Raw genomic sequence first — 22,078 nt, 5'->3', positions numbered from 1 at the left:
CCGGCTCAGAACCGGTAGTTCGCGCCGAGGTACAACTCACGCCCCGGATTGCTGTTGCCCAGTCCACCATTGGACGCCCGTGGATCTGCCAGGGATGAATCATTGCCGGTGGCGATAAACAGCGTGCTGCGCTCAATATCGAACAGGTTATTGACCCCGCCAAACAGGCTCAGTTGTTCGCTCAGGTGGTAATTGCCGCGCAGGTTGAAGACCCAGAACGGCGATTTGCGGTACACGAAATTTGTGTCCGGGTTCAGCAGTTTTTCTTCGGTGCGGTAGTACACCGGCCCGCGCAGAATCCCATTCATACTGACATCCCAATCGCGCTCGCGGCCGTAGGTCAGGGCGATACTCGCCTGGTACTGATACATGCGCTGGATCTTGTCGCGGTACGGGCCGGTCAAGGTCGCCGCTGCCCCCTTGTCGTCCATGTCGAAGTTCCACACGGCGTTGGTGTTCAACCGCAGGATGCGTTCATCACCCAAGGCCAGGGCGCTGGCCAGGTCGTACTGCCATTGCGCTTCAAGACCCCGAATCACCGCGTCGCCATCACCGTTGACGTACTGGCTGATGCTCTGGGTCAGCGGTTGGGTGGTGATCCGGTCCTGAATCCGGTTCTGGAACAACGCCAGGTCGAAGAACTGGTTGTTGTTGGTCAGGGTAATCCCTGTTTCAAATTGCAGGCTGGTTTCCGGCTTGAGATTGGCGTTGCCCAGCGTCTGCGTGCCGCTGGTGGTGGTGAAGTCCGCCGCCAGTTCGCCTGCCAGTGGCGCGCGGAACCCGGTCGAAACCCCTGCGCGCAATTTCACGCCGTGCATGGCTTCGAAGGCTGCGCCAAGGCTGTAGGTGACTTTGTCGAAGTCGCGGGTTTTCTCGTCCAGCAGCGGCATGTAATCGGTCTTGACTGTGCTCGACTGGCCATAGCTGTAGCGCGATCCGGCGCGCAGGGTCAGGCGATCGTCCATCAAGCGCTGGATCACTTCGGCGTACAGCGCCGCGCTGAGGTCATCGGAGTTGATGTCGTAAGGTGCGGCCTGGCTGCTGGTCGAACCATTCACGGCAACACGGAAACGGTCGTTGCGCAGTTTGCTTTTTTCCAGGTCCACGCCGACCAGCAGGTCAGTGCTTGGGGTCAGCAGAAACTGCGGCGTCACTTTCAGGCCATACGCTTCAAGGCGCCGTTCGATATGGTCCTTGCTGAAGCCCGGGCTGCCATTCCCCTGGACTTCCGAACCCCAGTGCAAATCATCGACATCGCGAAAGGCATACACCTGCGAAGACCAGTTCAGCCACTCTGTGGGCTTGGCAGTCCAGTTGGCTTCCACGGACTGGTTATAGCGATTGTCGTAGTTGTTGTAGTCCCACTGTGAACCCCGGAAACCGGCGTCGTAGATGCCGTCAGAACGCACGGTCAAGTCGACCCGCTGATCATCGGACAGCTCGTAGTCCAAGGCCAACAGACCGCCCCGGCGTTTCCACGAGGTGTTTTTTTGCGTGCCGCTCGCGCTGTGATAGTCACTGCGACGGCCGTCATCCAGGCCGAAGTAGTAATCCAACGGTCCGGATGTGCCGCTCTGGTAAACGCTCCCCTGAGCCAAACCCCACGAACCGCCTTGCAAGGTGGCGCCACCGCCCTCGGTGTTACGGCCATTGCGGGTGATGATATTGATCACCCCGCCGATGGCCTGGCTGCCATAGATCACCGACGCTGGGCCACGGATCACTTCAATGCGCGCCACCTGCGCCGGTGACAGCTTGGAAATATTCGCTGTCCCGGCACGACGCCCGTTCACCAGCACCGTGACCTGGCTGCGGTAATCGCGGCCCTGACCATCGGTATTGCCGCCACGGATGTTGATCGAGGTCTGGCCCGGGGTCCATTCACTGAAAAAACCCACGGCGTTCTCGGCCAGCAAATCGGTCAGGTTGCGCGCTGATGAACGTTCGATCTGATCACTGTCGATGACCTGCACGGTGCTGGTCACATCTTTGAGCGACTCACCGGCGCGCGGAGCGCTGACCAGGGTTGAATCCATGTGCAGGATCGACGGGTTTTCAGCGGCGAAAGCCACCAGGCTGCTGCCCAACCACAACGGCAGGGCGCACAAGGAACTGGACAGGGGAAGGTTGCGCAGGTTGGGCATGGAGACGTCCGAAGGCATTTTTATAGGCATTGTTTACGACTGCCAGATCAGGCTGGCGGCGCGTTTCGGGGCACTGGCAAGCCAGCCTCCCGGCACCTTTTGCAGATGATCCTGCAAGTGGCGTTCAAGCAGCCCCTGTGCCGCGCCATCCAGGGCGCCGAGTTTTTCCATAAAGTGCATCAATGCGGCCTCCGGTGAGGCAAACAGCGTGCTGAATGCCCAATCGGTGAAGTGAATCTGGTCGGGTTGCCAGCGGTCCGCAAGTTCGGCCAAGGTCAGTTGGTAGCCGGGGGTCATGTCACTGCGGTGCAGTTGCGGCGGCAAGAAACCGGACAGGCAATAGGTGCGTGGACCTTCCTGAGCAGGCAGGTTCCAGATCAGCGTTTGCGTCGCCAGCGGGCGTACCTGCTGAAGAAATGCTTGAGCCTGGCCATCGTCAACCGGAATGTTGGCGCACAGCACAGTAGCGGCAGGTGCGAGCGCCAAGGCGCCAAGCTCTTGCCAGAGACCATCGTGCAGGCTCAGCCCGACACGCGGTGTTTGCGCAGCCAGTCGCTGGATACTGCCGCGCATGAAGGCGTTGGGCTCAACCACCGTCCATTGGCCACCGGGTGCCAGTAAATGGCGGCCGAGAATTCCCGAACCGGCGCCAATATCCAGCAGTTGCTGTTGCGGGCCTAACAGCTCCAGCAGGCGCCCGCCAACGCGTTCAACATAATTGGAGGCGGCCAAATGCTCGGCATAAAACGCAGCCTCGCGGTCCGGCCAGACAAAAGGTGCACATGAAAGCTGCTGCGTTGGAGGTGTCATGGGGAGCCGTCGGGTTGAGCCTGATCGGACACCCACGGGAGCTAACGCAGAAAAATGACGGGCAGGGGGGATTTTGCGCACGCCAAGGCCTGCATCCGCCCACCGCGGAGTGCCATATGTTGGATCAGGCCGGTCTCCGGGCTCACGAGGGTCATGAAACACTCGCCTTCCCATGCCGAAGCACAGTGGCTATATGAGTGTTTCGCTCGCATACCGTTGCGGGGGCAGCGCCGGATTGGCCCGAAAGGACGTACCGGCTTCCCGTTTCACCCCCAGCGCGATGGCTGAGGACACCTGAAACAGGGGCGCATCTGACCATTCGTCGTCAGATGCGTCAACCTTACGTGTAAAATTTTTCACATTTGGGTTAAGAGGGCAATGTTGTTCACATAAGTGAAAGCGGCCCCTGTAGGAGCGAGCTTGTATCGCGATCTTTTGATCTTTTTAAAAGCTCGCGAGACAAGCTCGCTCCTACAGTTAGTCGTGCGCATCTCTTAAGTGAACAGCATTTGGGGTTAGAAGGGGCTTTTTATCAGGCTTCGCGCCCGGCCTTGTGCCCAGCGCTGAGCGCGCCTTCGATGTAACCGATGCTGTGGCAGTCGCCAATGCTGCTGGCTGACAAGCCCGCCGCTGTCAGTTCATCCAGCAGCGCGGTATCCGGTTGCGCGCCAATGGCCAATACCACCGAGTCAGCCAGGCTGTCGCCCAGTGTCCCGTCAGCCAGTTGGTAGCGCACCCGATTGCCCTCAATGGCTGTCACGCTTGCTCCGGTAATCAACTCGCCCCCGTGCACGCGGATTTCATGCAGCACGCGCCAACGCCGGACGATGGCCAGCTCGCGGCCTAAATGTGTGCCACTTTCAAGCACACAGACCTGACGCCCGCGAGCGATCAGAAACTCTGCCAATTCCAGACCCACCAGACCGCCACCGATGATGGTCACGCGCTTGCCCAGCGGCATCCACACCCGTGACAACTTTTGCATGGCCTCACTGCTGTCGGTGATGCCCGCCAGGCTCCCGGCTTTCATCAGGGTGCGTTGGGTAAAGGACAATTTGCGCTTGGCAATTTCGTCAGCGCGATCACCGGTCATCAAGCGCCGCAGTTCATCGCCGCTCCACACGTGGTCCTGATCGGCACCGGGGATCGCCGGAGCCGCACGTTGCGCACCAACCGCGACCAGCACTTGATCGGCTCCCAGATCGCGCAGCAACGCCGGGCTGGCTTCGGTATTCAGGCGAATGTCGATGGCTGACTGCTGCACTTGCACCCGCAGGTTTTCCAGCAATCGGGCGTTTTCGGCGTAGGCCAGGCCAGCAAAAAACAACGTGCCTCCCAATCGGTCACTGCGCTCCAGCAAGGTCACACGATGCCCGCGCAAGGCCGCTACACGTGCGGCTTCCATGCCCGCAGGCCCGGCACCGATCACCGCGATGTGTTTGGGGGCAGCGGCCGGGCTGATGACGTATTCAAACTCATGCCCGGTCATGGGGTTGACCGCACACTTGACCCGCTCGTTAACAAAGATCTGGCTCACGCACACATAGCAGTAAATGCACGGACGAACAGTGTTTTCCTGATTGGCGAGCAGTTTGTTTGGCAGCTCAGGGTCAGCCAGCAGCTTGCGCGCCATGGCAATGTAGTCGCAGTCACCTCGCTTCAAGGCGGCTTCACCGGTCTCAGGTTCAATGCGCCCGACAGCAATCACCGGTACGTTTACGCTGCGTTTAAAGGCCGCCGTCCACTCCAGAAAACCATCGGGTTTATGCACCAGGGGGGCTTCGGTAAATACCACGCCACTGGTGATGCGCGCCGTGGCGGACACGCTGACAGCGTCCACACCGGCTGCTTCAGCCATGCGCGCTACGGCGATGGCGTCTTGCAGATTGATGCCGCCGGGGGTGTGCAGTTCTTCAGCATCCAGACGCAGCCATACGCCGAACTCACGACCCACTTTGGCCCGAACGGCGGCAATGATTTCCAGCAACAGTCGGGCGCGGTTTTCCAGTGAGCCGCCGTAGTGGTCGTCGCGCTGGTTGTAATAACCGGACAGGAAGCCCGCGATGATGTAGCCGTGTGCGGCATGTAGTTCCACACCATCGAAACCCGCACGTTGGGCGCGGTCAGCCGCGCAGGCGAACCAGTCGATCATTTGCGCAATGTCGGCGTTGTCCATCACCCGGATCGGCGAGCCTTCGGCCCGGCGTCTCATCGAGCTGATGAAGTTAGCCAGTTCTTCGGGGGTCAGGGCGGCCATCATGTCGTTTTGCAGCGCGGGCGGCACCGAGGGCACCCACAGTTGTCGACCTTCGGCCATGTCACGTACAGCGGTCTTGCCCGCGTGCTGCAACTGCATGGCGATTTTCGCGCCGTGCTGATGCACGCGTTCGGCCAGACGACTCAAGCCAGGGATAAAGTCATCGCTGGACACACCGACCTGAAAGGGTTCGGCGGTACCGGCCGGAAAAGCCACCGAACACACGCCCATGATCAGCAGCCCGGCACCGCCACGGGCGCGGGCTTCGTAATAGGCTTGGATGCGTTCGCCGCAGTGACCATCGGCTTCAGCAAAGTTGGAGCCCATGGGCGCCATGATGATCCGGTTGCGCAACTCGATTGAGCCGATGCGTCCGGGTGCCAGCAACTGAGGGAATGTTGTCATTGTTATTTCAGCCCGAGCGGGTTTGAGAGGAGGCGCTACACCATCTCGGTGAGCGCTGCCGCAGCCTGCGACAGCGCCCACGTGAGGGGTGTCAGCTTTTCAGAAACTCAAGGCACGCCTTGTTGAACAGCTCGCGGTGTTCAACCTGCACCCAATGGCCGCAGCGATTGAGCATGATGAAGCGCGCATCGGGCGCGTGCGTCAGTACCTTGAGCGCGCCGCTGGCTGGGTTGAAGTTATCGTCGGTGCCCCAGAACCCGAGGATCGGCACCTGGATTTCTTCAAGACGCTCGGTCATGTTCGGCACCATCATGGTGTTGAACAGGTTGCGCGGCTGATGCACGGCCACCGCCACTCGCTCGGCCAGCAGGCCGTCATCCAGCTGGGAGATGTCGAACAGTTGCAGGCTCATGATCCGGCGCATTTCTTCGATGCCCAGCGGGCCTTCATTGAACAACTCAACCATGCGCTGAATGCCGATCATCTTGAAGTAGGTCTCACGCTCTTCAACGCCACCCGGCGCCATCAAAATCAGCTTCTCCACACGCTCAGGCTCGGCCAGCGCCAGGCCCAGGGCAATTGCACCGCCCAGCGAGTTGCCGAGCAGGGTGGCACGCTTGACACCGACGGCCTTGAGAAACCCGGACATGGCGCTGACAAAGAAGTCGAGGTTGTACTGCACGTCTTCAGGTTTGTCGGAACGGCCAAAACCGGGCAAGTCCACCACCAGATTGCGAAAGCCAGCGGCGACAAATTGCGGGTAGTTGCCTTTGAAGTTGCTGTAGCCACTGGCACCCGGGCCGCTGCCGTGCAGCCACAGCACCACCGGACCGCTGCCTTCATCCAGAAAGTGCAGGCGCAGGCCGTTGTCCAGTGTCACAAAATGGCCGATAGGCAGTGGCAGGTCTTGTTCACTCATCACTTAATCTCCAAATATCAGGCAGTAACGGCTTTCGTCACGGGCGCCGGGGCAGGGGTCAGGTTGTTCAAATGGTTGCGGTAGCGCGGCAGTGCCATGGCCAGAAATACCGCGGCCAGCACCAGCAGCGAGATGCAGGAGGCCAAGGCATAGCGCAGGCCTTCGGCGCCCAGGCTGTGGGCGAAACCGTCACTGAGCATGCCGATCAATAGCGGGCCGACGCCCACGCCGAGCAAGGTCATGGACATCACGAAAATAGCCGTGGCCTGTGCCAGTCGGGTAGCCGGAAAAAGGTGCGAAATGGCACCCAGGCACGGTGTCGCCCACCAGGTACCAAAGAAGCTGAAGCCGACATAAAACAGGAAGGCGGTTGGCACGGGAGTGCTGCCAGCATTGAACGCGATGCCGGTTGGCCACAGAAAGTAAGCCAGGCCAAACGGAATGCTGATCAAGGTGCCGAGCAACGGCACGCCGATTTGCCAGCCTTTGTCACGACGCGCCAGACGGTCACACAAAATGCCGCAGGTGAGGGTGCCGAAGGTGGCACCGAGCCCGCCTGCCACACCGGCCAGCAATCCGGCGTCTTGCAGGCTCAGGCCGTGGGAGCGGATTAAAAAGCTCGGGCTCCAGGTGCCGATGGCATAACCGGCGATGGCTGCGGAACCGCCGGTGAGCACAAGCCACAGAAATGAAGGGGTCTGGAACAGTTCGCGCACGGTTACCGCCCAATGCACTTGCGCCACGTCACTGGATTTAACCAGCGCAGCGGGTTTGGACACGCGTACGGTGAACATCAACAGCAGGCCGAGGAAGATCCCCGGTGCGCCGATGACCAAAAACGCGAACCGCCAACCGTAATGCTGGCCGATCCAGCCGCCGAGCCCCAGGCCAAAGATCGCCCCCAGGCTTGAACCCAGCATCAGCACCGACAAGGCCGTGGAGCGGCGTTCTGGCGGATACAGATCAGAAACCATCGCCATGGACGGTGCCGTGCCGCCCGCTTCGCCAATGGCCACCCCGATACGCGCGATCACCAGCATCGTAAAACTGGCGGCAAGCCCGCAGAACATGGTCATCACACTCCAGGCGATGCAGCTTAATGCAATCACCGGCTTGCGCCCGATACGGTCGGAGAGGCGTCCCAGCGGGAAACCAAACACCGTATAGAACACGGCAAACGTCACCCCTGACAGCAGGCCAATACCGGTGTCGGAAATCCCGAATTCAGCCTTGACCGGCTCAATCAGAATCGCCATCAACAGGCGGTCGATGTAGTTGAAGACGTAGATGGCGACCAGTACGGCTAATGCGTAATGGGTTCGCCAGGTGGGGCGCACAGGTATGGACACGACGGGTTCTCCCGATTTTGTTCTAGTGAACGTGATACTCCATAGCTTGAGAGAGGGTGGCATCGTCCGTTTAGACCAGCCGGTCGTTTGTCGCGCCATCCCCCGTAGCCGTTGCCGAGTTCCGCGAGGCTACGTCCGATTGCGAAGCGATCGAAAACCCTGAGAGTCGGGTCTAAATGAACGACCGCGCAGGCCTGTACACGACGGCTTTGCGATGCCAGCCGCCATCTGAGAAGGAACGTGTCATTCAATCAGGACCAAAATTGTAGAGGCAGGCACTAACACTTAATGCGTATTTATGTAGTGCCCACGGACTCAGTATCTTGTTGAAAATCCGTGCTCCAGTTTTATTTGAGGAGTCCTGATATGGGCCATAAACCGAGATATTTTTTCACCACATTGCGTATGTGTCGTGTCGGGAGGTTCTATGAACAACAGAGCTGATCCATCCGAGGCGCAGGCGTTGTCGAGACCAAGCCCCGCGTTAAGTCCTGCCTTCATCACATCGGATGACGCTGCCGTCTATGCCCATGACCTTATCGGAAGCCGCCGGAACAAGGAGTACGGTGGATTTATCCTGAGTAAGGATCACCACTACTACGCGACACTACCTGTCTCCAGCGGGGGGAGCTTGTTTCGCCCCTCTGATGTTCTTGCGAGATCGCCAGAGGGTGACATGCTGCCACCCGAAGGTTATGTGATTGAGGGTTTGTATCACTCTCACACCGCGTTCAAGCGCACAACCCTGGTGGGGGATCCTGAGAGTGACCTGCAAGATAATTTCTTCTCATTGATGGACTTGCGCACTGCCATTACGTTTCGCCACAACTACGCACGCTTTTATTTATCTAACCCAGATAAAAGTCTGATTTGTTATGTTGCCAGCGGCTCACCCGCCGAGCAGGCTTTGGAACCTTTGTTGATGCTGGTTCATCCGGGCACACCGGATCATCTTGAACAATCTTTTGCACCCAGTATTTTTCTGCCTAGTCACTTACTGTCGATGGTCTACGGTGCCGGGGAGCTAACTATCATTCAGTCGGGAACATTCTGGGGCAGACGCGGCAGAATCGGATCCGGATGGCGAGAATGGCAAGCAGAAATTTTTCGGGAGGCCAGAGTGCCACCCATTTGCGGCCCGGTATTGTTGTCTGCCGATGACGCGGCATTGTTTGCACATAAAGAAATAGGGCAACGTCCTTATGTTCAGCAAGCGGGTTTTATTCTTAAACACTTACAAGCGGATTTGTATATTTGCACCAAGCCACAACCAACGGTTTACCTGACGTTCGATCGTCCCGATGTATTCCCCAGAAATAGTACTGGCCTGCCGCAGTTGCCTGAAGGGTATCGAATGTTTGCGGTGTATCACTCAGCCGATAGCCATCGCGCAGCTGCGCTGGGGGCACCGTTTAGAGTGTTGAAGGATTTCATGTCCCCAGACAACGTCTGGATAGACTATTTGATGATGCAAGCGTCTCCAGGCAGTCGCGCCTACTTTTCTGCGCCCGAAGGGGCATTGTTGTCGTATGTACGGTTTTCCTTGGACGCTGAAACTGAATTGATTGCCAGCGTGGCGCACCCCAACGAACTCACCAGCCAACTGGACAGGCAGTTGACTGCTGGTAGTTTGACTGCAACCGAGTTTGTTCGGCGTGTAGCAGCGGCATTTGTCCTTAACGTTGTGAAGACCGACGAAGTCTGGACTCAGACAGGTCGGGTTTCTGATGATTGGGGGCCTTTCGCACCTGTACCAACGTGAAAGGGGCACACCAACACGCGCGTCACGAGCCACACCATTTGGGTATGTCTACGCCACACACCCGATCCTGATCCATCTGCGCTCAGCCAACACTGAGCGCAGCCTTGTGAGCGCCGCTTAGTCTCATCGGACGATGTTCAGCTTTTTCCCGCAGTCAATGATTGCTTCCGTATACCGCCGTCAGCCGCCTTGTGCTGCGTTCGGGCGGCAATCAGGCAGACGGGAGAGCTCTATGAAGTTGCTGAATAAAGTGGCGTTTGTGACCGGTGCAGGCCAAGGCATGGGACGCGCCATCGTGCGTCACTTTGCCGAGCAGGGCGCGTGGGTGGTCGCGGCAGACATCAACCTGCAAGCAGCCCGCGAAACAGTTGAAGGCCTGGGCGACAAGTCGCTGGCCGTGACCTGTAACGTGGCCGACAGCGACTCGGTCGCCACGGCGATGGCAGCGGTACAAGCCCGTTTCGGGCGCTTCGACATTCTGGTCAACAACGCAGGCATCGGCTCCATCGACGCCTTTGCCGACACCCCGGATGCCCATTGGCAGCGGGTGATCGGGGTCAACCTGACAGGCCCGTTTTATTGCAGCCGCGAAGCCGTGAAGCTGATGCTCAAGGCCGCAACGCCTGGCGTGATTATCAACATCTCCAGCACCTCGGCCCTGACCGGCGAAGGCCCAAGCCATTACTGCGCAGCCAAGGCCGGAGTGATGGGGCTGACCCGCAGCATGGCCCGCGAACTGGCGGTTAATGGCATTCGCGTCAACACCCTCGTTCCCGGCCCGACCAACACCCCGATGATGGCCGACATCCCCGATGACTGGATGCAAAGCATGCTCAAGGCCATCCCGCTGGGTCGCATGGGTGAGGCCGATGAAATCGCCCGCGTCGCGGCCTTCTTGGCCAGTGATGACGCGGCGTTTATCACCGGGCAAAACCTCGCGGTCAATGGCGGCATGGCATTTATCTAATCGTTGGGCATTCGCTACGGGAGCACGTCATGGGGATTCGTTTACAAGGCAAAGTGGCCTTTATCAGCGGCGCCGGCTCGGGGATTGGCGCGGCCACAGCGCTGCGATTTGCCGAGGAGGGCGCACTGGTGGTGCTCTGCGGTCGACGCATTGAGCCGCTGGAAGCCGTCGCCGCGAAGATTCGTGATGCCGGCGGCCGCGCTGAGTGCGCGGTGGCAGATGTCAGCAACGAAGCGGCCTATGTCGGTGCGATCAGCGCGGCCGCAGAGCGCAACGGACGGCTGGATATTCTGGTCAATAACGCCATGGCCTACAGCTGGGGAGCGATTGATAGCACGTCGACCGCCGACTGGCATTCCAACTTCACGACCACCGTGGATGGCACCTTCTGGGGCACACGCACGGCCATGGGCCTGATGCGCGCTCAGGGCGGCTCGATCATCAATATCGCCTCTATTTGCGGGCTATTCGGCACGCCGTGGATGGCCGGATATTCCGCCGCCAAAGCGGCTGTCATCAACTTCAGCCGCGCGGCGGCCAGTGAAGGCGCGAGCCACAACATTCGCTGCAACGTGGTGATTCCGGGCGTGGTCGAGACCCCGGCCACAGCAGGCATGCTGACCGATGACAAGACCCGCACAAATACCGAAAAACTGATCCCGCTCAAACGCGTTGGCCAACCGCTGGAAGTGGCCAACGCCATCCTGTTTCTGGCCAGCGATGAAGCCTCGTACATCACCGGCGCCAGCTTGCCGGTCGATGGCGGGCGCAGCAGTGAGCTGTACACGGTTTTGGAATAAGGATCCTTTTATGGAACAGAACGCTTTGCTTGCCCGTCTTGATCGACTGGAGTCGATTGAAGAAATCCGTCAGTTGGCGGGCAAATACTCGCTGTCGCTGGACATGCGCGACCTCGATGCCCACGTCAATCTGTTTGCCGAAGACATTCGTGTCGGCCGCGAAAAAACCGGGCGAGCCCACCTCAAAGCCTGGGTCGATGACACCTTGCGCGACCAGTTCCACGGCACCTCGCACCATCTGGGTCAGCACCTGATCGAATTCACTGATCCGGACCATGCGGTGGGCGTGGTGTATTCCAAGAACGAGCACGAGACCGGCCCCGAGTGGGTGACCATGCAAATGCTCTATTGGGATGATTACGAGCGCATGCAGGGTCGCTGGTATTTCCGGCGCCGCCTGCCGTGCTACTGGTACGCCAGTGACCTCAACAAACCGCCGATCGGCACGCAAAAAATGCGTTGGCCGGGGCGCGAACCCTATGCCGGTACCTTTCACGACCTGTTCCCGTCCTGGACCGAATTCTGGGCCAAGCGCCCGGACAAGGACCAGTTGCCGCACGTGGCGGCAGCCGCCCCGGTTGAACACTTTCTGGCCACCCTGCGCCGCGGCGCCGGTGCGCCCAAGATCCGCGTGCGCTGAGGAGCCACTATGAGCATTTTGTTTGAACCCGTGCGCCTGGGTGAGCTGCAACTGGCCAATCGGATTGTCATGGCCCCGATGACCCGCAGCCGTGCCGATCAACACGGCGTACCCACCCCGCACATGGTCGAGTATTACCGCCAGCGTGCCTCGGCAGGTCTGATCGTCGCCGAAGGCACCGCGCCCTCCGCCAGCGGTCTGGGCTATTGCCGCACTCCGGCGATTTATAACGCCGAACAGATAGCTGCCTGGAAAACCGTGACCGAAGCGGTACACGCCGAGGGCGGGCTGATCGTGCTGCAACTGATGCACGTAGGCCGTGCGGCCAGCGTGTACAACAAACCGGCAGGCGCCGCGACTGTTGCCCCGTCGGCGCTGCGGGCATGCACCCAGCTGTACACCGATGCCGCAGGCATGGTCGATACCGACGAACCGCAAGCACTGTCGTTGCAAGACATTGCCTTGGTGATTGAGGACTATCGACAAGCCGCATTGAACGCCCGCGAAGCAGGCTTTGACGGGGTTGAGCTGCACTGCACCAGCGGCTATCTGCCGATGCAATTCATGGCATCGGGCAGCAACCTGCGCGACGACGCTTACGGTGGCAGCGTTGAAAACCGCGTGCGCTTCCCGGCGCACGTGCTGGCCGCCATGGCTGCCGCCATTGGTGCCGGGCGGGTTGGCCTGCGCCTGTGTCCGGGCAACCCGTTCAATGACATCAGCGACGCTGACCCGCTGGCCACCGCCGAGGCGTTGTGCCGGGCTGCCGAGCCACTGAACCTGGCCTACGTCCACATCATGCGCTCGCCTTTGGCCGAGCTGGACGCCTTCGCCCTGGCGCAGCGCCATTGCAGCAGCGGGCTGATTTTGAATGACGGCTTTGACGGCGCCAGTGCCGAGGCGGCGTTGCAAGCCGGGCAGGGCGACGCGGTGTCATTTGCGCGGCACTTTATTGCCAACCCGGACCTGGTCGAGCGCTTGCGCCACGGCCTGCCGCTGGACCGATTCGACCGTAAAACCCTGTACTCCCCAGGCCCTGAAGGCTACAGCGATTACCCGCTGTGCGAGGCGGTGAACGCATGAACGATATGTCGCAAATAACCCCCGATACGCTCGGCAAACAACAACCAGTGCCGCGTGAGCACACCCAGGCGCTGCTCAACCTGCGTTCGGTCGCCAGTGCACAGATCAAACCTGGCGATCTGTACACCTTGGCCGATCGGCTTGAAGCACAGGCGATGACGTATCCCGAGCGCAGCTTTTTGATCTATGGCGGTCAGTCTTTCAGTTACGCCCACGTCGATGCCCAGGCCAATCGCATGGCCCAGGTGTTTTACGACAAAGGCCTGCGCCCCGGCGATGTGTGTGCAATTGCCATGGAAAACCGACCGCAGTTTTTCTTCACTTGGTTTGGTCTGGTCAAACTCGGCGCCGTGGTGGCGTTCATCAATACCCAGGTCAGTGGCAAGCCGCTGACCCATGCGCTCGTTTCTACCGCCGCCAAGGCGATTGTGCTGGGCGAGGAGTGCCTGAGCAATGTGCTTGCCACTGAAGGCCTGCCGGATGTGCCGCTGTGGCTGATCGAAGACCCGGAAAATCGGTTTTCCGGAACGCTCCCGGCGAGCGTCGACCAGACCCTCGGCGCGCACATGGCCCGCGTACCGGACACCGCGTTCCCACGGGAAGTGCGGGCCGCAATTACTGCCGAAACCACCACGCTGCTGATCTTTACCTCGGGCACCACTGGCCTGCCAAAAGCGGCGCGCTACAGCCATATGCGCTGGATGTCGTCGGGGGATGTGATGGAAGTCACCTTGGGCGCCACCTGCGATGACGTGTTTTATTGCTGCCTGCCGCTGTACCACGGCGCGGCCGCTACCTCGGTAACGTCCACGGCCTTGCGCGTCGGCGCCAGTATTGTGGTGCGCCGCAAGTTCAGCGTGCGCGAGTTCTGGCCGGACATACGCCGCTATAACATCACGGCGTTTCAGTACATCGGCGAAATCTGCCGTTACCTGCTCAACCAGCCAGTGGTGGCCGGTGAGCGCGAGCACAGCTTGCGCTACATGCTCGGCGCGGGCCTGACGCCGGAATCGTGGCAGCGCTGGCTGGATCGTTTTGGCCCGGTGCGCGTGTTTGAGGGCTGGGGCTCTACAGAGTCCAATGCCAACCTGATCAACGTCGACAACTACATCGGCTCGTGTGGCCGGGTGCCGGACTGGAATCGGACCAACCTGCGACTGGTGCGTTACGACGTTGAAACGGACAGCCATCCGAGGGATGAAAACGGCTTCTATCAGCGCTGCGAGCCAGGCGAAGTGGGCGAAGCGATGGGTTTCATCATCAATCACCCGCAGATTGGCGGCGGGCGTTTTGAGGGTTACACCAGCGCCGAGGCCACGCAAAGCAAGATCCGCCGCAATGTCTTTGAACAGGGCGACGCCTATTGGAGTTCGGGCGATCTGCTGCGCTATGACGACGACGGCTACTTCTATTTTGTCGACCGAATTGGCGACACCTTTCGCTGGAAGAGTGAAAACGTCTCGACCCTGGAAGTGGCCGATACCCTGAGTGACCTGCCGGGGCTTGAACTGATCAACGTGTATGGCGTGCAAGTGCCGGAGCACGAAGGCCGGATCGGGATGGCAGCGGTGCTGATGCAGGCCGGGCAGGTGTTTGACCCGCAGGCCTTTTATGAACTGACCGAAGCGCGCTTGCCGCGTTACGCCGCACCGATGTTTGTGCGGGTGTCGGCGGCCGCCGACCTGACCAGCACCTTCAAACTGCGCAAGGTCGATTTGCAGCGTCAGGGTTACGCGCCGCAGTTGTTTGATGACCCGCTGTTTGTGCGCGATGAAAGCACCCGTACCTACCAGCCGTATTCCTTGCAGGTGCTGGCCCGTACCGGGCTGCCACCGTTTGCGAGCAATGGCCATGAGTGACCTCGACGCTCAAGGGCATGAATGGCGCGACGGCCTGCGTTACCCCTGGCCGCAAGCACCGGCCAACGGGCAGGTGCAAGAGGTGGCCGAGGGCGTGCTGTGGCTGCGCATGCCACTGCCGTTCGGGCTGGACCATATCAATCTGTATTTGCTGCGTCATGGCGACGGCTGGGTGGCGGTGGACACCGGCCTCAACAGCGATCAGTGCCGGGCGGTCTGGGAACAGGTCTTTGTCGACGTGTTCGCCGGTTTGCCGCTCAAAGCGGTGATTTGCACGCACTTTCACAGCGATCACGCTGGCGTCAGCGGGTGGCTGACGGAGCGCTTTCGTTGCCCGCTGCTGATGACCTTGGGCGAGTTTGACGCGCTGCACCACGGCCCGCCGATGGCGGCGACGCCGGACTGGGCGTTTCTCGATTTTTACCTGAAGGCCGGGTTCACTGCCGAGCGCGCAACCTCGCTGCTGCCACTGATTCAGGGCGAACACTTCAGGCCGCAGTCGCCTGCCGGGTTTGTCCGTTTGCGCCATGGCAGCGAACTGATCATTGGCGGTCGGCGCTGGCAGGTGGTGATGGGTAACGGTCACTCGCCGGAGCACGCGTGCCTGTACGCGGCGGATGACGGCTTGCTGATTTCGGGCGACCAGGTGTTGCCACGCATTACCTCAACCATTGCGGTGTACGTGACCGAACCCGCGGCGAATCCGCTGCACGACTGGCTGGACTCTATCGAACGGCTGCGGGTGATCCCCGACACCGTGCTGGTGCTGCCTGCCCATGAACGACCGTTCTTCAATTTGCACCTGCGCCTGGATCAACTGCGAGACCACCATCGTGCTCATTTGCAGCAGTTGCTCGATGCCTGCGCAGAGCCGCGCACGGCGCTGGAGATGATGGCGGTGCTGTTTAAAAAGCTGTCAGGGCGTTTTGACGAACTGATGGCCGTTGGCGAAACGTTGGCCCATGCCAACTACCTCATGGCCGAGGGGGCGCTCGTTCGTGAGGAGCAAGGAGGGCTGCACCGCTATCGGACAGCCCCGACAGGAGTCGCGAAGTTCAACCCGCTTGAGTTGATTTGAGTCGGGCTGCATGCGCCACACAACGCAATGACGCTTGAACCCATCGAGGCGGCCACCGGGTCGCACATCAGGAGAGGCAGAGTGATCAATAAAAACAACAATAAATGTCCTGCGCACACCTTCCAGGCCACGGGTCTGGCAGTCGCTGTGGCACTGGTATCCAGCCCGTTGTGGGCAGGCGATACCATCGAGTTCTCTGACGGCACCACCATTGACTGGTCGGTTACCACCAGTTACGGGATCGGCATGCGCCTGGGTAAACCCAGCGACCGGCTGATGGGCATCAACGTCGATGACCCGAATCGCAACTTTGACCAGCACAGCCTGACCACCAACCGGGTGGGCGCGCTGGGCGAGATGATCCTGCGCAAGGACAACTATGGCGCAGTGGTACGGGCCAGTACCTTCTACGACGACGTGTACCACCGCGGCAACGACAACGATTCGCCCTCGACCGTCAACAAATACGGGAGTAACGACGAATTCAGCAGCGACACGCGCTACTTCAGTGGTGGCCGTACCCGTTTGCTCGACGCTTACGTGTTTGGCGGCTGGCGTTTTGACAACGACACGATGCTCGACGTGAAAGCCGGTCGGCACATCGAGTCGTGGGGCGAAAGCCTGTACTACCCGGGCGTCAACGGCGTGCAAAACCCATCCGATGCAGTCAAAGCAGCGCAGCCGGGGGTTGAGGTCAAGGAAGTGCTGCTGCCGGTCGGGCAGTTCTCGGCGTCTTACCGGATCAACCCGCAAATCACCCTCGGCGGATATGTGCAGTACGAGTGGAAGGGGACCGAACTGCCGCCAGTGGGCAGTTACTTGTCGACGTCTGACGTGATTGGGCCGGGGCGTGAGTTCATTCTCGGCGCCAATGGCTCGAAGATTCTCTACCAAGGCACTGACGAGCCGCGCAACAGTGGCCAGTGGGGTGCGCAAATCCGCTTCCGTCCGATCACCGACATTGAGCTGTCGCTGTTCCATGTGGTGTACCACGACAAAAACCCGGCCACCGCGCTGGTTGGCTACACGCCGCTGTCTTTGGGTAACGGCCAGTACGCGTACACCACCAACGGCTACAAGGTTAAGTACTTTGAAGACATCAAACTGACGGGGATCAGTGCCACCACCAAACTGGGCGAATACCAGCTCGGGGGTGAGTGGTCGTACCGCGATGGTGCACCAGTGATGGTCAACACCGGCTTGGGCCCGGTGCCGACGCGTGGCAAGGGCCAGCAATTGCAGTTCTCGGCCATGCGCATTCTTGGCGACCGCCCATGGGCCAGTCAGACCACCCTGACCGGCGAGATTGTCACCGTCCGTGTGGACGATGTGGATGACGTCTCGGGCGCACCAAACTTGCTCGGGTTGCCCATCGCCCCGCCGTACGCGGGTGCGATTCAGCCGTCGAATGACTACACCTACAAAACCTCGACGGCCTGGAAAACCCGTTCAGCCAGCGCCTATACCGTGGGCGCCTCGTTCAGTTATCCGGGGGTGTTTACCGGCTGGGACCTTGAGGTTCCATTCACCTTTTCCAACGTGTTCAGCGGTGCGGCGCCGATGTCCGGGACCATTGCCGGGGTTGCCGGGGACCGCCGTCTGAGCGCGGGCACCACATTCAAGTACCTGAGCAACCTGGAGATGTCGTTCAAATACATCGCGTACCTGGGCTCGCCGGACCCGATCTACCGCCCGCTGGCAGATCGTGACTACGCCACGTTCTCGATGAAATACACCTTCTAGCCTTGCACAAACCACGTGGGAGCTGGCTTGCCAGCGATACAGGCGACGCGATGTGTCAGCAATCAGGCGCCAATGCCATCGCAGGCAAGCCAGCTCCCACAGGAGATTGGGTTCACATTTTTAGAGAGAGAAAACCACATGGGTCTTAAAGGTCACGCGGCCATTGTCGGCAGCGCACAGTACACACCTGAAAAATATGCCACGGCCCCCCGTATGTTCCATCTGGAACAGGTGGCAGACCTGGCCGCGCAGGCGTTGCGTGATGCAGGCCTGCAAGCGTCTGATCTCGACGGGCTGGTCATCAACGGTCCGCACTTTCATGAAGCCTCGGTATTCGTGCCCGCTATGGCGGCTGAATACCTGGGCTTGCGCCTTAACTTTGCCGAGGTCGTCGACCTTGGCGGTTGTACCTCGGTGGGAATGGTCTGGCGCGCTGCGGCGGCCATTGAGCTGGGCTTGTGCCAGGCCGTACTCTGCGTTTTGCCAGCGCGCATGGCGCCCATGGGGCCGGACGAAGACCCGAGCTGGATGGCCCGGGCCATGCGCTTTGGCGGTCACAGCACTGCGTTTGGCGCCCCCGAGGCCGAGTTCGACTTGCCCTACGGCCACATGGGCCAGAACACCGGTTACGCCATGATCGCTCAGCGTTACGCCGCGCAATTTGGCTACGACCCGCGGGCGCTGGCGAAAATCGCCGTCGATCAGCGCACCAATGCCCAGTACAACCCGCAAGCCATGTTCTATGGCCAGCCGTTGACCATCGAGCAAGTACTGGCCAGCAAAAAAGTGGCTGACCCGCTGCATGTCCTGGAAATCGTCATGCCGGTGGCCGGTGGCGCGGCACTGATTATCGCCTCCAAAGAAGTCGCCGCCCGTGCGCGCAAGCGTCCGTCCTACATCACCGGCTTTGGCGAGCACCTGGCCTTCAAATCACCGTCGTATGCTGCCGACATGGTGCACACGCCGATTGGTCCTGCGTCGCAACGGGCATTCAACATGGCCGGGCTCAAGCCCAGCGATGTGGATGCCGCACAGATCTACGACTGCTACACCATCACTGCCTTGCTGACCCTGGAAGACGCCGGTTTCTGTGGCAAGGGTGAAGGCATGAGCTTTGTGCGCGAGCACGACCTGACCTGGCGTGGCGACTTCCCGATGAACACCCACGGTGGCCAACTGAGCTTTGGTCAGGCGGGCGCGGCGGGCGGCATGTCACAAGTCATCGAAGCCGTGACCCAAATCGCCGGAGCCGCGGGTGAGCGACAGCTTTCGCGTTGCGACACGGTGTACGTCTCAGGCACCGGTGGGGTGATGAGTGAGCAGGGCGCGTTGATACTTCAGGGAGCATAAATCCAATGTCGAATAACAAACCAATGCCGGTCCCGACCGAGATTTCTGCACCGTTCTGGGAAGGCTTGAAAGCGGAACGCCTGCTGATTCAGCAATGCAACCAGTGCAGTGACTGGGTGTTTTACCCGCGTCGGCATTGCCCGCAGTGTTTTGCCCACGCGCTGACCTGGCGTGAAGTCAGCGGCGGGGCGAGTCTGTACAGCTTCACCGTGACGCGCATCCCGACCTTGCCGGACTTTGCCGATGAAATGCCGCAACTACTGGCGGTGATCGAACTGGATCAAGGGGTACGCATCAATAGCAACCTGGTGGGCCTTGACGAATCTGAAGTAAAAATTGGCATGCGCTTGCAGCCGGTCTTTGCCGAGGTCGATGCCAAGGGCACGCGCCTGCTGCGCTTTACCGGGCTGGACAAAGACCCTGCGCAGTTGAAAAAGCTAATGGTTGAGCAGCCACCCGTGATCGAAGCCGTGCCGGTGCGGCAGATTTCATTGGATGACGAGGCGGCCTTACAGTCGCTGGTGAGCGACACATTCAGCCCGTGGAGCAATCAAGTGGTGGTCGATCAGGCGTTGATTGACGCATTCGCTCACTTGTCGGGGGACGATTACTGGATTCACACCGACCCTGAGCGAGCGCGCAAGCAAAGCCCGTTTGGCGGCACCATTGCCCACGGCGCGCTGGTGCAGATTCTGCAATCGCGCATGCAGCTGCAACTGGGTTATGAAATCACCGGATTCAGCAACATGGTCAATTACGGTTCGGATCGATTGCGCTTCCCGGCGCCGGTACCGGCCGGGTCGACGATTCATGCGCGGGCACGGGTCAAGCGTGTGGAACGGGTCAAAAGCGGCACCCAACTGACCCTGGAGCTCAACACCCACGTACTGGGCAATGAGCGCCCGTCCGTGATCAATGAGCTGGTGATTTTGTATATGTAACTCACACCACGGACCTGTAGGAGCGAGCTTGCCTCGCGATCTTTTGATCTTTAAAAGATCGCGAGGCAGCTCGCTCCTACTGCTTTTTATTTAAGCTTCGCCCTTTAGTCTCAACGGACGATGAGTCCCGCCTCCTGACTTCCCATACTGCCCTCAGCCAATAAATACAGGCATTGAGGAGCAGGCATGATCGACATTCGTGGTTTGAGCTACTTCGTTGCAGAGTCCAGCGACCCGGTCCAGTGGCAGCGTTATGCCGAAGACGTACTCGGGATGATGGTCGCTACAGCCCCCTCTGGCGGGTTGTACGTGAAGATGGACGAGCGCCCGTTTCGCATGCTGGTGGTCCCCGGCGGCGAGTCGCGTTACCTGGCCTCCGGCTGGGAACTGGCCAACGAAAAGGCCTTTGATGCCGCTATCGAAACCCTCGATCAAGCCGATGTGAACTGGCACCTCGGCACCCCCGAGCAATGCGATCAGCGTGGAGTGCAAGCCCTGCTGCATGTCACTGATCCGTCGGGTAACCACCACGAGCTGAGCTGGGGCCATCGCTCCGATTGCCAGCCTTTCGTTTCGCCGCAGGGCGTGCCGGGTTTTGTCACCGGCGACATGGGCCTGGGCCACACCGTGCTGCCTGCGCCACATTTCGATGCCACCCTGGCGTTTGCCAAAGATGTACTGGGCTTTGAACTGTCGGACATCTTCAACTTCCGTCCGGACCCGTCAGCGCCACCGATTCGTATCCACTTTTTGCACTGCAAAAACAGCCGCCACCACAGCCTGGCACTGGCCGAATACCCGGTGCCGTCAGGCTGTGTGCACGTGATGGTCGAAGTCGAGTCGATGACCGAAGTCGGACGCGCCCACGACCGGCGCATCGCACACAACGTGCCGCTGTCCGCCACGCTGGGCCAGCATCTGAACGACCAGATGACCTCGTTCTACATGAAAACCCCTTCAGGTTTTGACCTGGAGTACGGCTACGGCGGCTTGCTGGTGGATTGGCAAGACCACAGCGCTTTTGAATTCACCCGAGTCAGTCTGTGGGGCCACGACTTCTCGGTCGGTCAGCAGTAAGGAGCACTTAATGAACAAGCAAATGACAACGGCGGACGTGGTCGGCCAATTGCGTGATGGCATGACCATCGGCTTCGGCGGCTGGGGGCCACGGCGCAAGCCAATGGCGATCGTGCGCGAGATCCTGCGCTCGGACGTCAAGGACCTGACGGTGGTTGCTTACGGCGGCCCGGAAGTCGGCATGCTGTGCGCCGCAGGCAAGGTCAAAAAGCTGGTGTTTGGCTTTGCGACCCTCGATGCCATCCCGCTCGAAGCCTATTTCCGCAAGGCCCGCGAGGCCGGTGAGCTGGAACTGATGGAACTGGACGAAGGGATGCTGCAATGGGGCCTGCGCGCCGCCGGTATGCGCCTGCCGTTTTTGCCGACCCGTTGCGGGTTGGCCACCGATGTCAGCCGTCTGAACCCGGCCATCAAAACCGTGCAGTCGCCGTATGACGACGGTGAAGTGTTGCTGGCCATGCCCGCGCTGAACCTTGATGTCGCGTTCTTGCACGTCAACGTGGCTGATCGTTTGGGCAACACGCTGGTGACAGGCCCCGATCCCTATTTCGATCATTTGTACGCCCGTGCCGCGCAGCAATGCTTTGTGTCGTGTGAGCGCATCGAAGATCGCCTGAGCCTGGATGCCGAACAAGCCCGCTTCAACACCTTTGAGCGTTACTTGGTCAGCGGTGTGGTGCATGCACCGTTTGGCGCCCACCCGACGTCGTGCCCATCCGACTACGGCTGGGACATGAGCCACCTCAAACGCTACAGCGCAAGCGCCGCTGAAGAAGGCGGCTGGCAAGGCTATATGGCCGAATTCGTAACCCCGGGCGAAAGCGCCTACGTGGCCAGTAATGGCGGTGCCGAACGGCTGGGCGCTCTGCCGCTGCCTGTGTTTTAAGGAGTATG

Annotated in this window: 17 protein-coding genes and 1 riboswitch; of the genes, 12 read left to right on the top strand and 5 right to left on the bottom strand. The window is 60.2% G+C overall.

Translation table 11 applies throughout. From position 1 onward, the window contains the following. Positions 1-5 precede the first annotated feature (5 nt). From RHM56_RS12415 to RHM56_RS12395, 5 genes are all read right to left on the bottom strand, one after another. Entirely contained in the window at positions 6-2,144 is a 2,139-nt protein-coding gene (locus RHM56_RS12415) for a TonB-dependent receptor (protein ID WP_322241524.1), read from the bottom strand. A 33-nt stretch (positions 2,145-2,177) separates the two neighbouring features. Further along, positions 2,178-2,954, bottom strand: coding sequence for a class I SAM-dependent methyltransferase (locus RHM56_RS12410; RefSeq protein WP_322241523.1), 777 nt, complete (start codon positions 2,952-2,954; stop codon positions 2,178-2,180). 109 nt (positions 2,955-3,063) lie between these two features. Then, a riboswitch (cobalamin riboswitch) is annotated at positions 3,064-3,267 on the bottom strand. 219 nt (positions 3,268-3,486) lie between these two features. Continuing rightward, complete coding sequence (locus RHM56_RS12405; protein WP_322241522.1) at positions 3,487-5,616, bottom strand: FAD-dependent oxidoreductase; 2,130 nt, start codon at positions 5,614-5,616, stop codon at positions 3,487-3,489. A 91-nt stretch (positions 5,617-5,707) separates the two neighbouring features. Beyond that, complete coding sequence (locus RHM56_RS12400) at positions 5,708-6,535, bottom strand: alpha/beta hydrolase (protein WP_322241521.1); 828 nt, start codon at positions 6,533-6,535, stop codon at positions 5,708-5,710. 17 nt (positions 6,536-6,552) lie between these two features. After that, positions 6,553-7,884: an MFS transporter gene (locus RHM56_RS12395; RefSeq protein WP_322241519.1), complete on the bottom strand. Its 1,332-nt coding sequence runs from the start codon at positions 7,882-7,884 to the stop codon at positions 6,553-6,555. Between the two features lie 427 nt (positions 7,885-8,311). Between RHM56_RS12395 and RHM56_RS12390 the strand changes: the two genes are divergently transcribed. The 12 genes from RHM56_RS12390 (at position 8,312) to RHM56_RS12335 (ending at position 22,070) form a co-directional block, all read left to right on the top strand. After that, positions 8,312-9,646 carry a DUF4329 domain-containing protein gene (locus tag RHM56_RS12390; RefSeq protein ID WP_322241518.1) on the top strand — a complete coding sequence of 445 codons (1,335 nt, stop codon included), beginning with the start codon at positions 8,312-8,314 and terminating at the stop codon, positions 9,644-9,646. A gap of 232 nt (positions 9,647-9,878) precedes the next feature. After that, positions 9,879-10,613, top strand: coding sequence for a 3-oxoacyl-ACP reductase family protein (locus tag RHM56_RS12385; RefSeq protein WP_322241517.1), 735 nt, complete (start codon positions 9,879-9,881; stop codon positions 10,611-10,613). Between the two features lie 29 nt (positions 10,614-10,642). After that, a complete protein-coding gene (locus tag RHM56_RS12380; RefSeq protein ID WP_322241516.1) occupies positions 10,643-11,413 on the top strand; it encodes an SDR family NAD(P)-dependent oxidoreductase in 771 nt (256 codons plus the stop codon). Between the two features lie 10 nt (positions 11,414-11,423). Further along, a complete protein-coding gene (locus tag RHM56_RS12375; RefSeq protein WP_322241515.1) occupies positions 11,424-12,053 on the top strand; it encodes a nuclear transport factor 2 family protein in 630 nt (209 codons plus the stop codon). Positions 12,054-12,062: 9 nt separating this feature from the next. Continuing rightward, entirely contained in the window at positions 12,063-13,136 is a 1,074-nt protein-coding gene (locus tag RHM56_RS12370) for an alkene reductase (RefSeq protein WP_322241514.1), read from the top strand. Then, the gene (locus RHM56_RS12365) at positions 13,133-14,995 is read left to right on the top strand and encodes a long-chain-acyl-CoA synthetase (protein WP_322241513.1); all 1,863 of its coding nucleotides are present in this window, start codon (positions 13,133-13,135) and stop codon (positions 14,993-14,995) included. Before RHM56_RS12370 ends, RHM56_RS12365 begins: the two co-directional genes overlap by 4 nt. Next, the gene (locus RHM56_RS12360) at positions 14,988-16,073 is read left to right on the top strand and encodes an MBL fold metallo-hydrolase (RefSeq protein ID WP_322241512.1); all 1,086 of its coding nucleotides are present in this window, start codon (positions 14,988-14,990) and stop codon (positions 16,071-16,073) included. Before RHM56_RS12365 ends, RHM56_RS12360 begins: the two co-directional genes overlap by 8 nt. A gap of 81 nt (positions 16,074-16,154) precedes the next feature. Next, the gene (locus RHM56_RS12355) at positions 16,155-17,816 is read left to right on the top strand and encodes a DUF1302 domain-containing protein (RefSeq protein WP_322241511.1); all 1,662 of its coding nucleotides are present in this window, start codon (positions 16,155-16,157) and stop codon (positions 17,814-17,816) included. Between the two features lie 138 nt (positions 17,817-17,954). Continuing rightward, positions 17,955-19,166, top strand: a complete 1,212-nt coding sequence (locus tag RHM56_RS12350) for a thiolase family protein (protein ID WP_322241510.1) — start codon at positions 17,955-17,957, stop codon at positions 19,164-19,166. A gap of 5 nt (positions 19,167-19,171) precedes the next feature. Then, positions 19,172-20,107, top strand: coding sequence for an OB-fold domain-containing protein (locus tag RHM56_RS12345; RefSeq protein ID WP_322241509.1), 936 nt, complete (start codon positions 19,172-19,174; stop codon positions 20,105-20,107). A gap of 186 nt (positions 20,108-20,293) precedes the next feature. After that, positions 20,294-21,184 (top strand): VOC family protein, encoded by an 891-nt coding sequence (locus tag RHM56_RS12340; protein ID WP_322241508.1) that lies wholly within the window; start codon positions 20,294-20,296, stop codon positions 21,182-21,184. 10 nt (positions 21,185-21,194) lie between these two features. Beyond that, positions 21,195-22,070 (top strand): CoA transferase subunit A, encoded by an 876-nt coding sequence (locus RHM56_RS12335; protein ID WP_322241507.1) that lies wholly within the window; start codon positions 21,195-21,197, stop codon positions 22,068-22,070. Positions 22,071-22,078: the final 8 nt, after the last annotated feature.

The sequence above is a fragment of the Pseudomonas sp. CCC3.1 genome (assembly GCF_034347405.1).
Classification (GTDB): Bacteria; Pseudomonadota; Gammaproteobacteria; order Pseudomonadales; family Pseudomonadaceae; genus Aquipseudomonas.
The sequence above is the reverse complement of the archived record's forward strand: the minus strand, read 5'-3'. Positions and strand labels throughout refer to the sequence as shown.

Bases quoted from the DNA above. Each gene is read 5' to 3' on its own strand.
- RHM56_RS12350 (WP_322241510.1), top strand. From the start codon at position 17,955: ATGGGTCTTAAAGGTCACGCGGCCATTGTCGGCAGCGCACAGTACACA.
- RHM56_RS12410 (WP_322241523.1), bottom strand. From the start codon at position 2,954: ATGACACCTCCAACGCAGCAGCTTTCATGTGCACCTTTTGTCTGGCCG.
- RHM56_RS12365 (WP_322241513.1), top strand. From the start codon at position 13,133: ATGAACGATATGTCGCAAATAACCCCCGATACGCTCGGCAAACAACAA.
- RHM56_RS12345 (WP_322241509.1), top strand. From the start codon at position 19,172: ATGTCGAATAACAAACCAATGCCGGTCCCGACCGAGATTTCTGCACCG.
- RHM56_RS12335 (WP_322241507.1), top strand. From the start codon at position 21,195: ATGAACAAGCAAATGACAACGGCGGACGTGGTCGGCCAATTGCGTGAT.
- RHM56_RS12405 (WP_322241522.1), bottom strand. From the start codon at position 5,616: ATGACAACATTCCCTCAGTTGCTGGCACCCGGACGCATCGGCTCAATC.
- RHM56_RS12370 (WP_322241514.1), top strand. From the start codon at position 12,063: ATGAGCATTTTGTTTGAACCCGTGCGCCTGGGTGAGCTGCAACTGGCC.
- RHM56_RS12390 (WP_322241518.1), top strand. From the start codon at position 8,312: ATGAACAACAGAGCTGATCCATCCGAGGCGCAGGCGTTGTCGAGACCA.
- RHM56_RS12415 (WP_322241524.1), bottom strand. From the start codon at position 2,144: ATGCCCAACCTGCGCAACCTTCCCCTGTCCAGTTCCTTGTGCGCCCTG.
- RHM56_RS12360 (WP_322241512.1), top strand. From the start codon at position 14,988: ATGAGTGACCTCGACGCTCAAGGGCATGAATGGCGCGACGGCCTGCGT.
- RHM56_RS12340 (WP_322241508.1), top strand. From the start codon at position 20,294: ATGATCGACATTCGTGGTTTGAGCTACTTCGTTGCAGAGTCCAGCGAC.
- RHM56_RS12400 (WP_322241521.1), bottom strand. From the start codon at position 6,535: ATGAGTGAACAAGACCTGCCACTGCCTATCGGCCATTTTGTGACACTG.
- RHM56_RS12375 (WP_322241515.1), top strand. From the start codon at position 11,424: ATGGAACAGAACGCTTTGCTTGCCCGTCTTGATCGACTGGAGTCGATT.
- RHM56_RS12385 (WP_322241517.1), top strand. From the start codon at position 9,879: ATGAAGTTGCTGAATAAAGTGGCGTTTGTGACCGGTGCAGGCCAAGGC.
- RHM56_RS12380 (WP_322241516.1), top strand. From the start codon at position 10,643: ATGGGGATTCGTTTACAAGGCAAAGTGGCCTTTATCAGCGGCGCCGGC.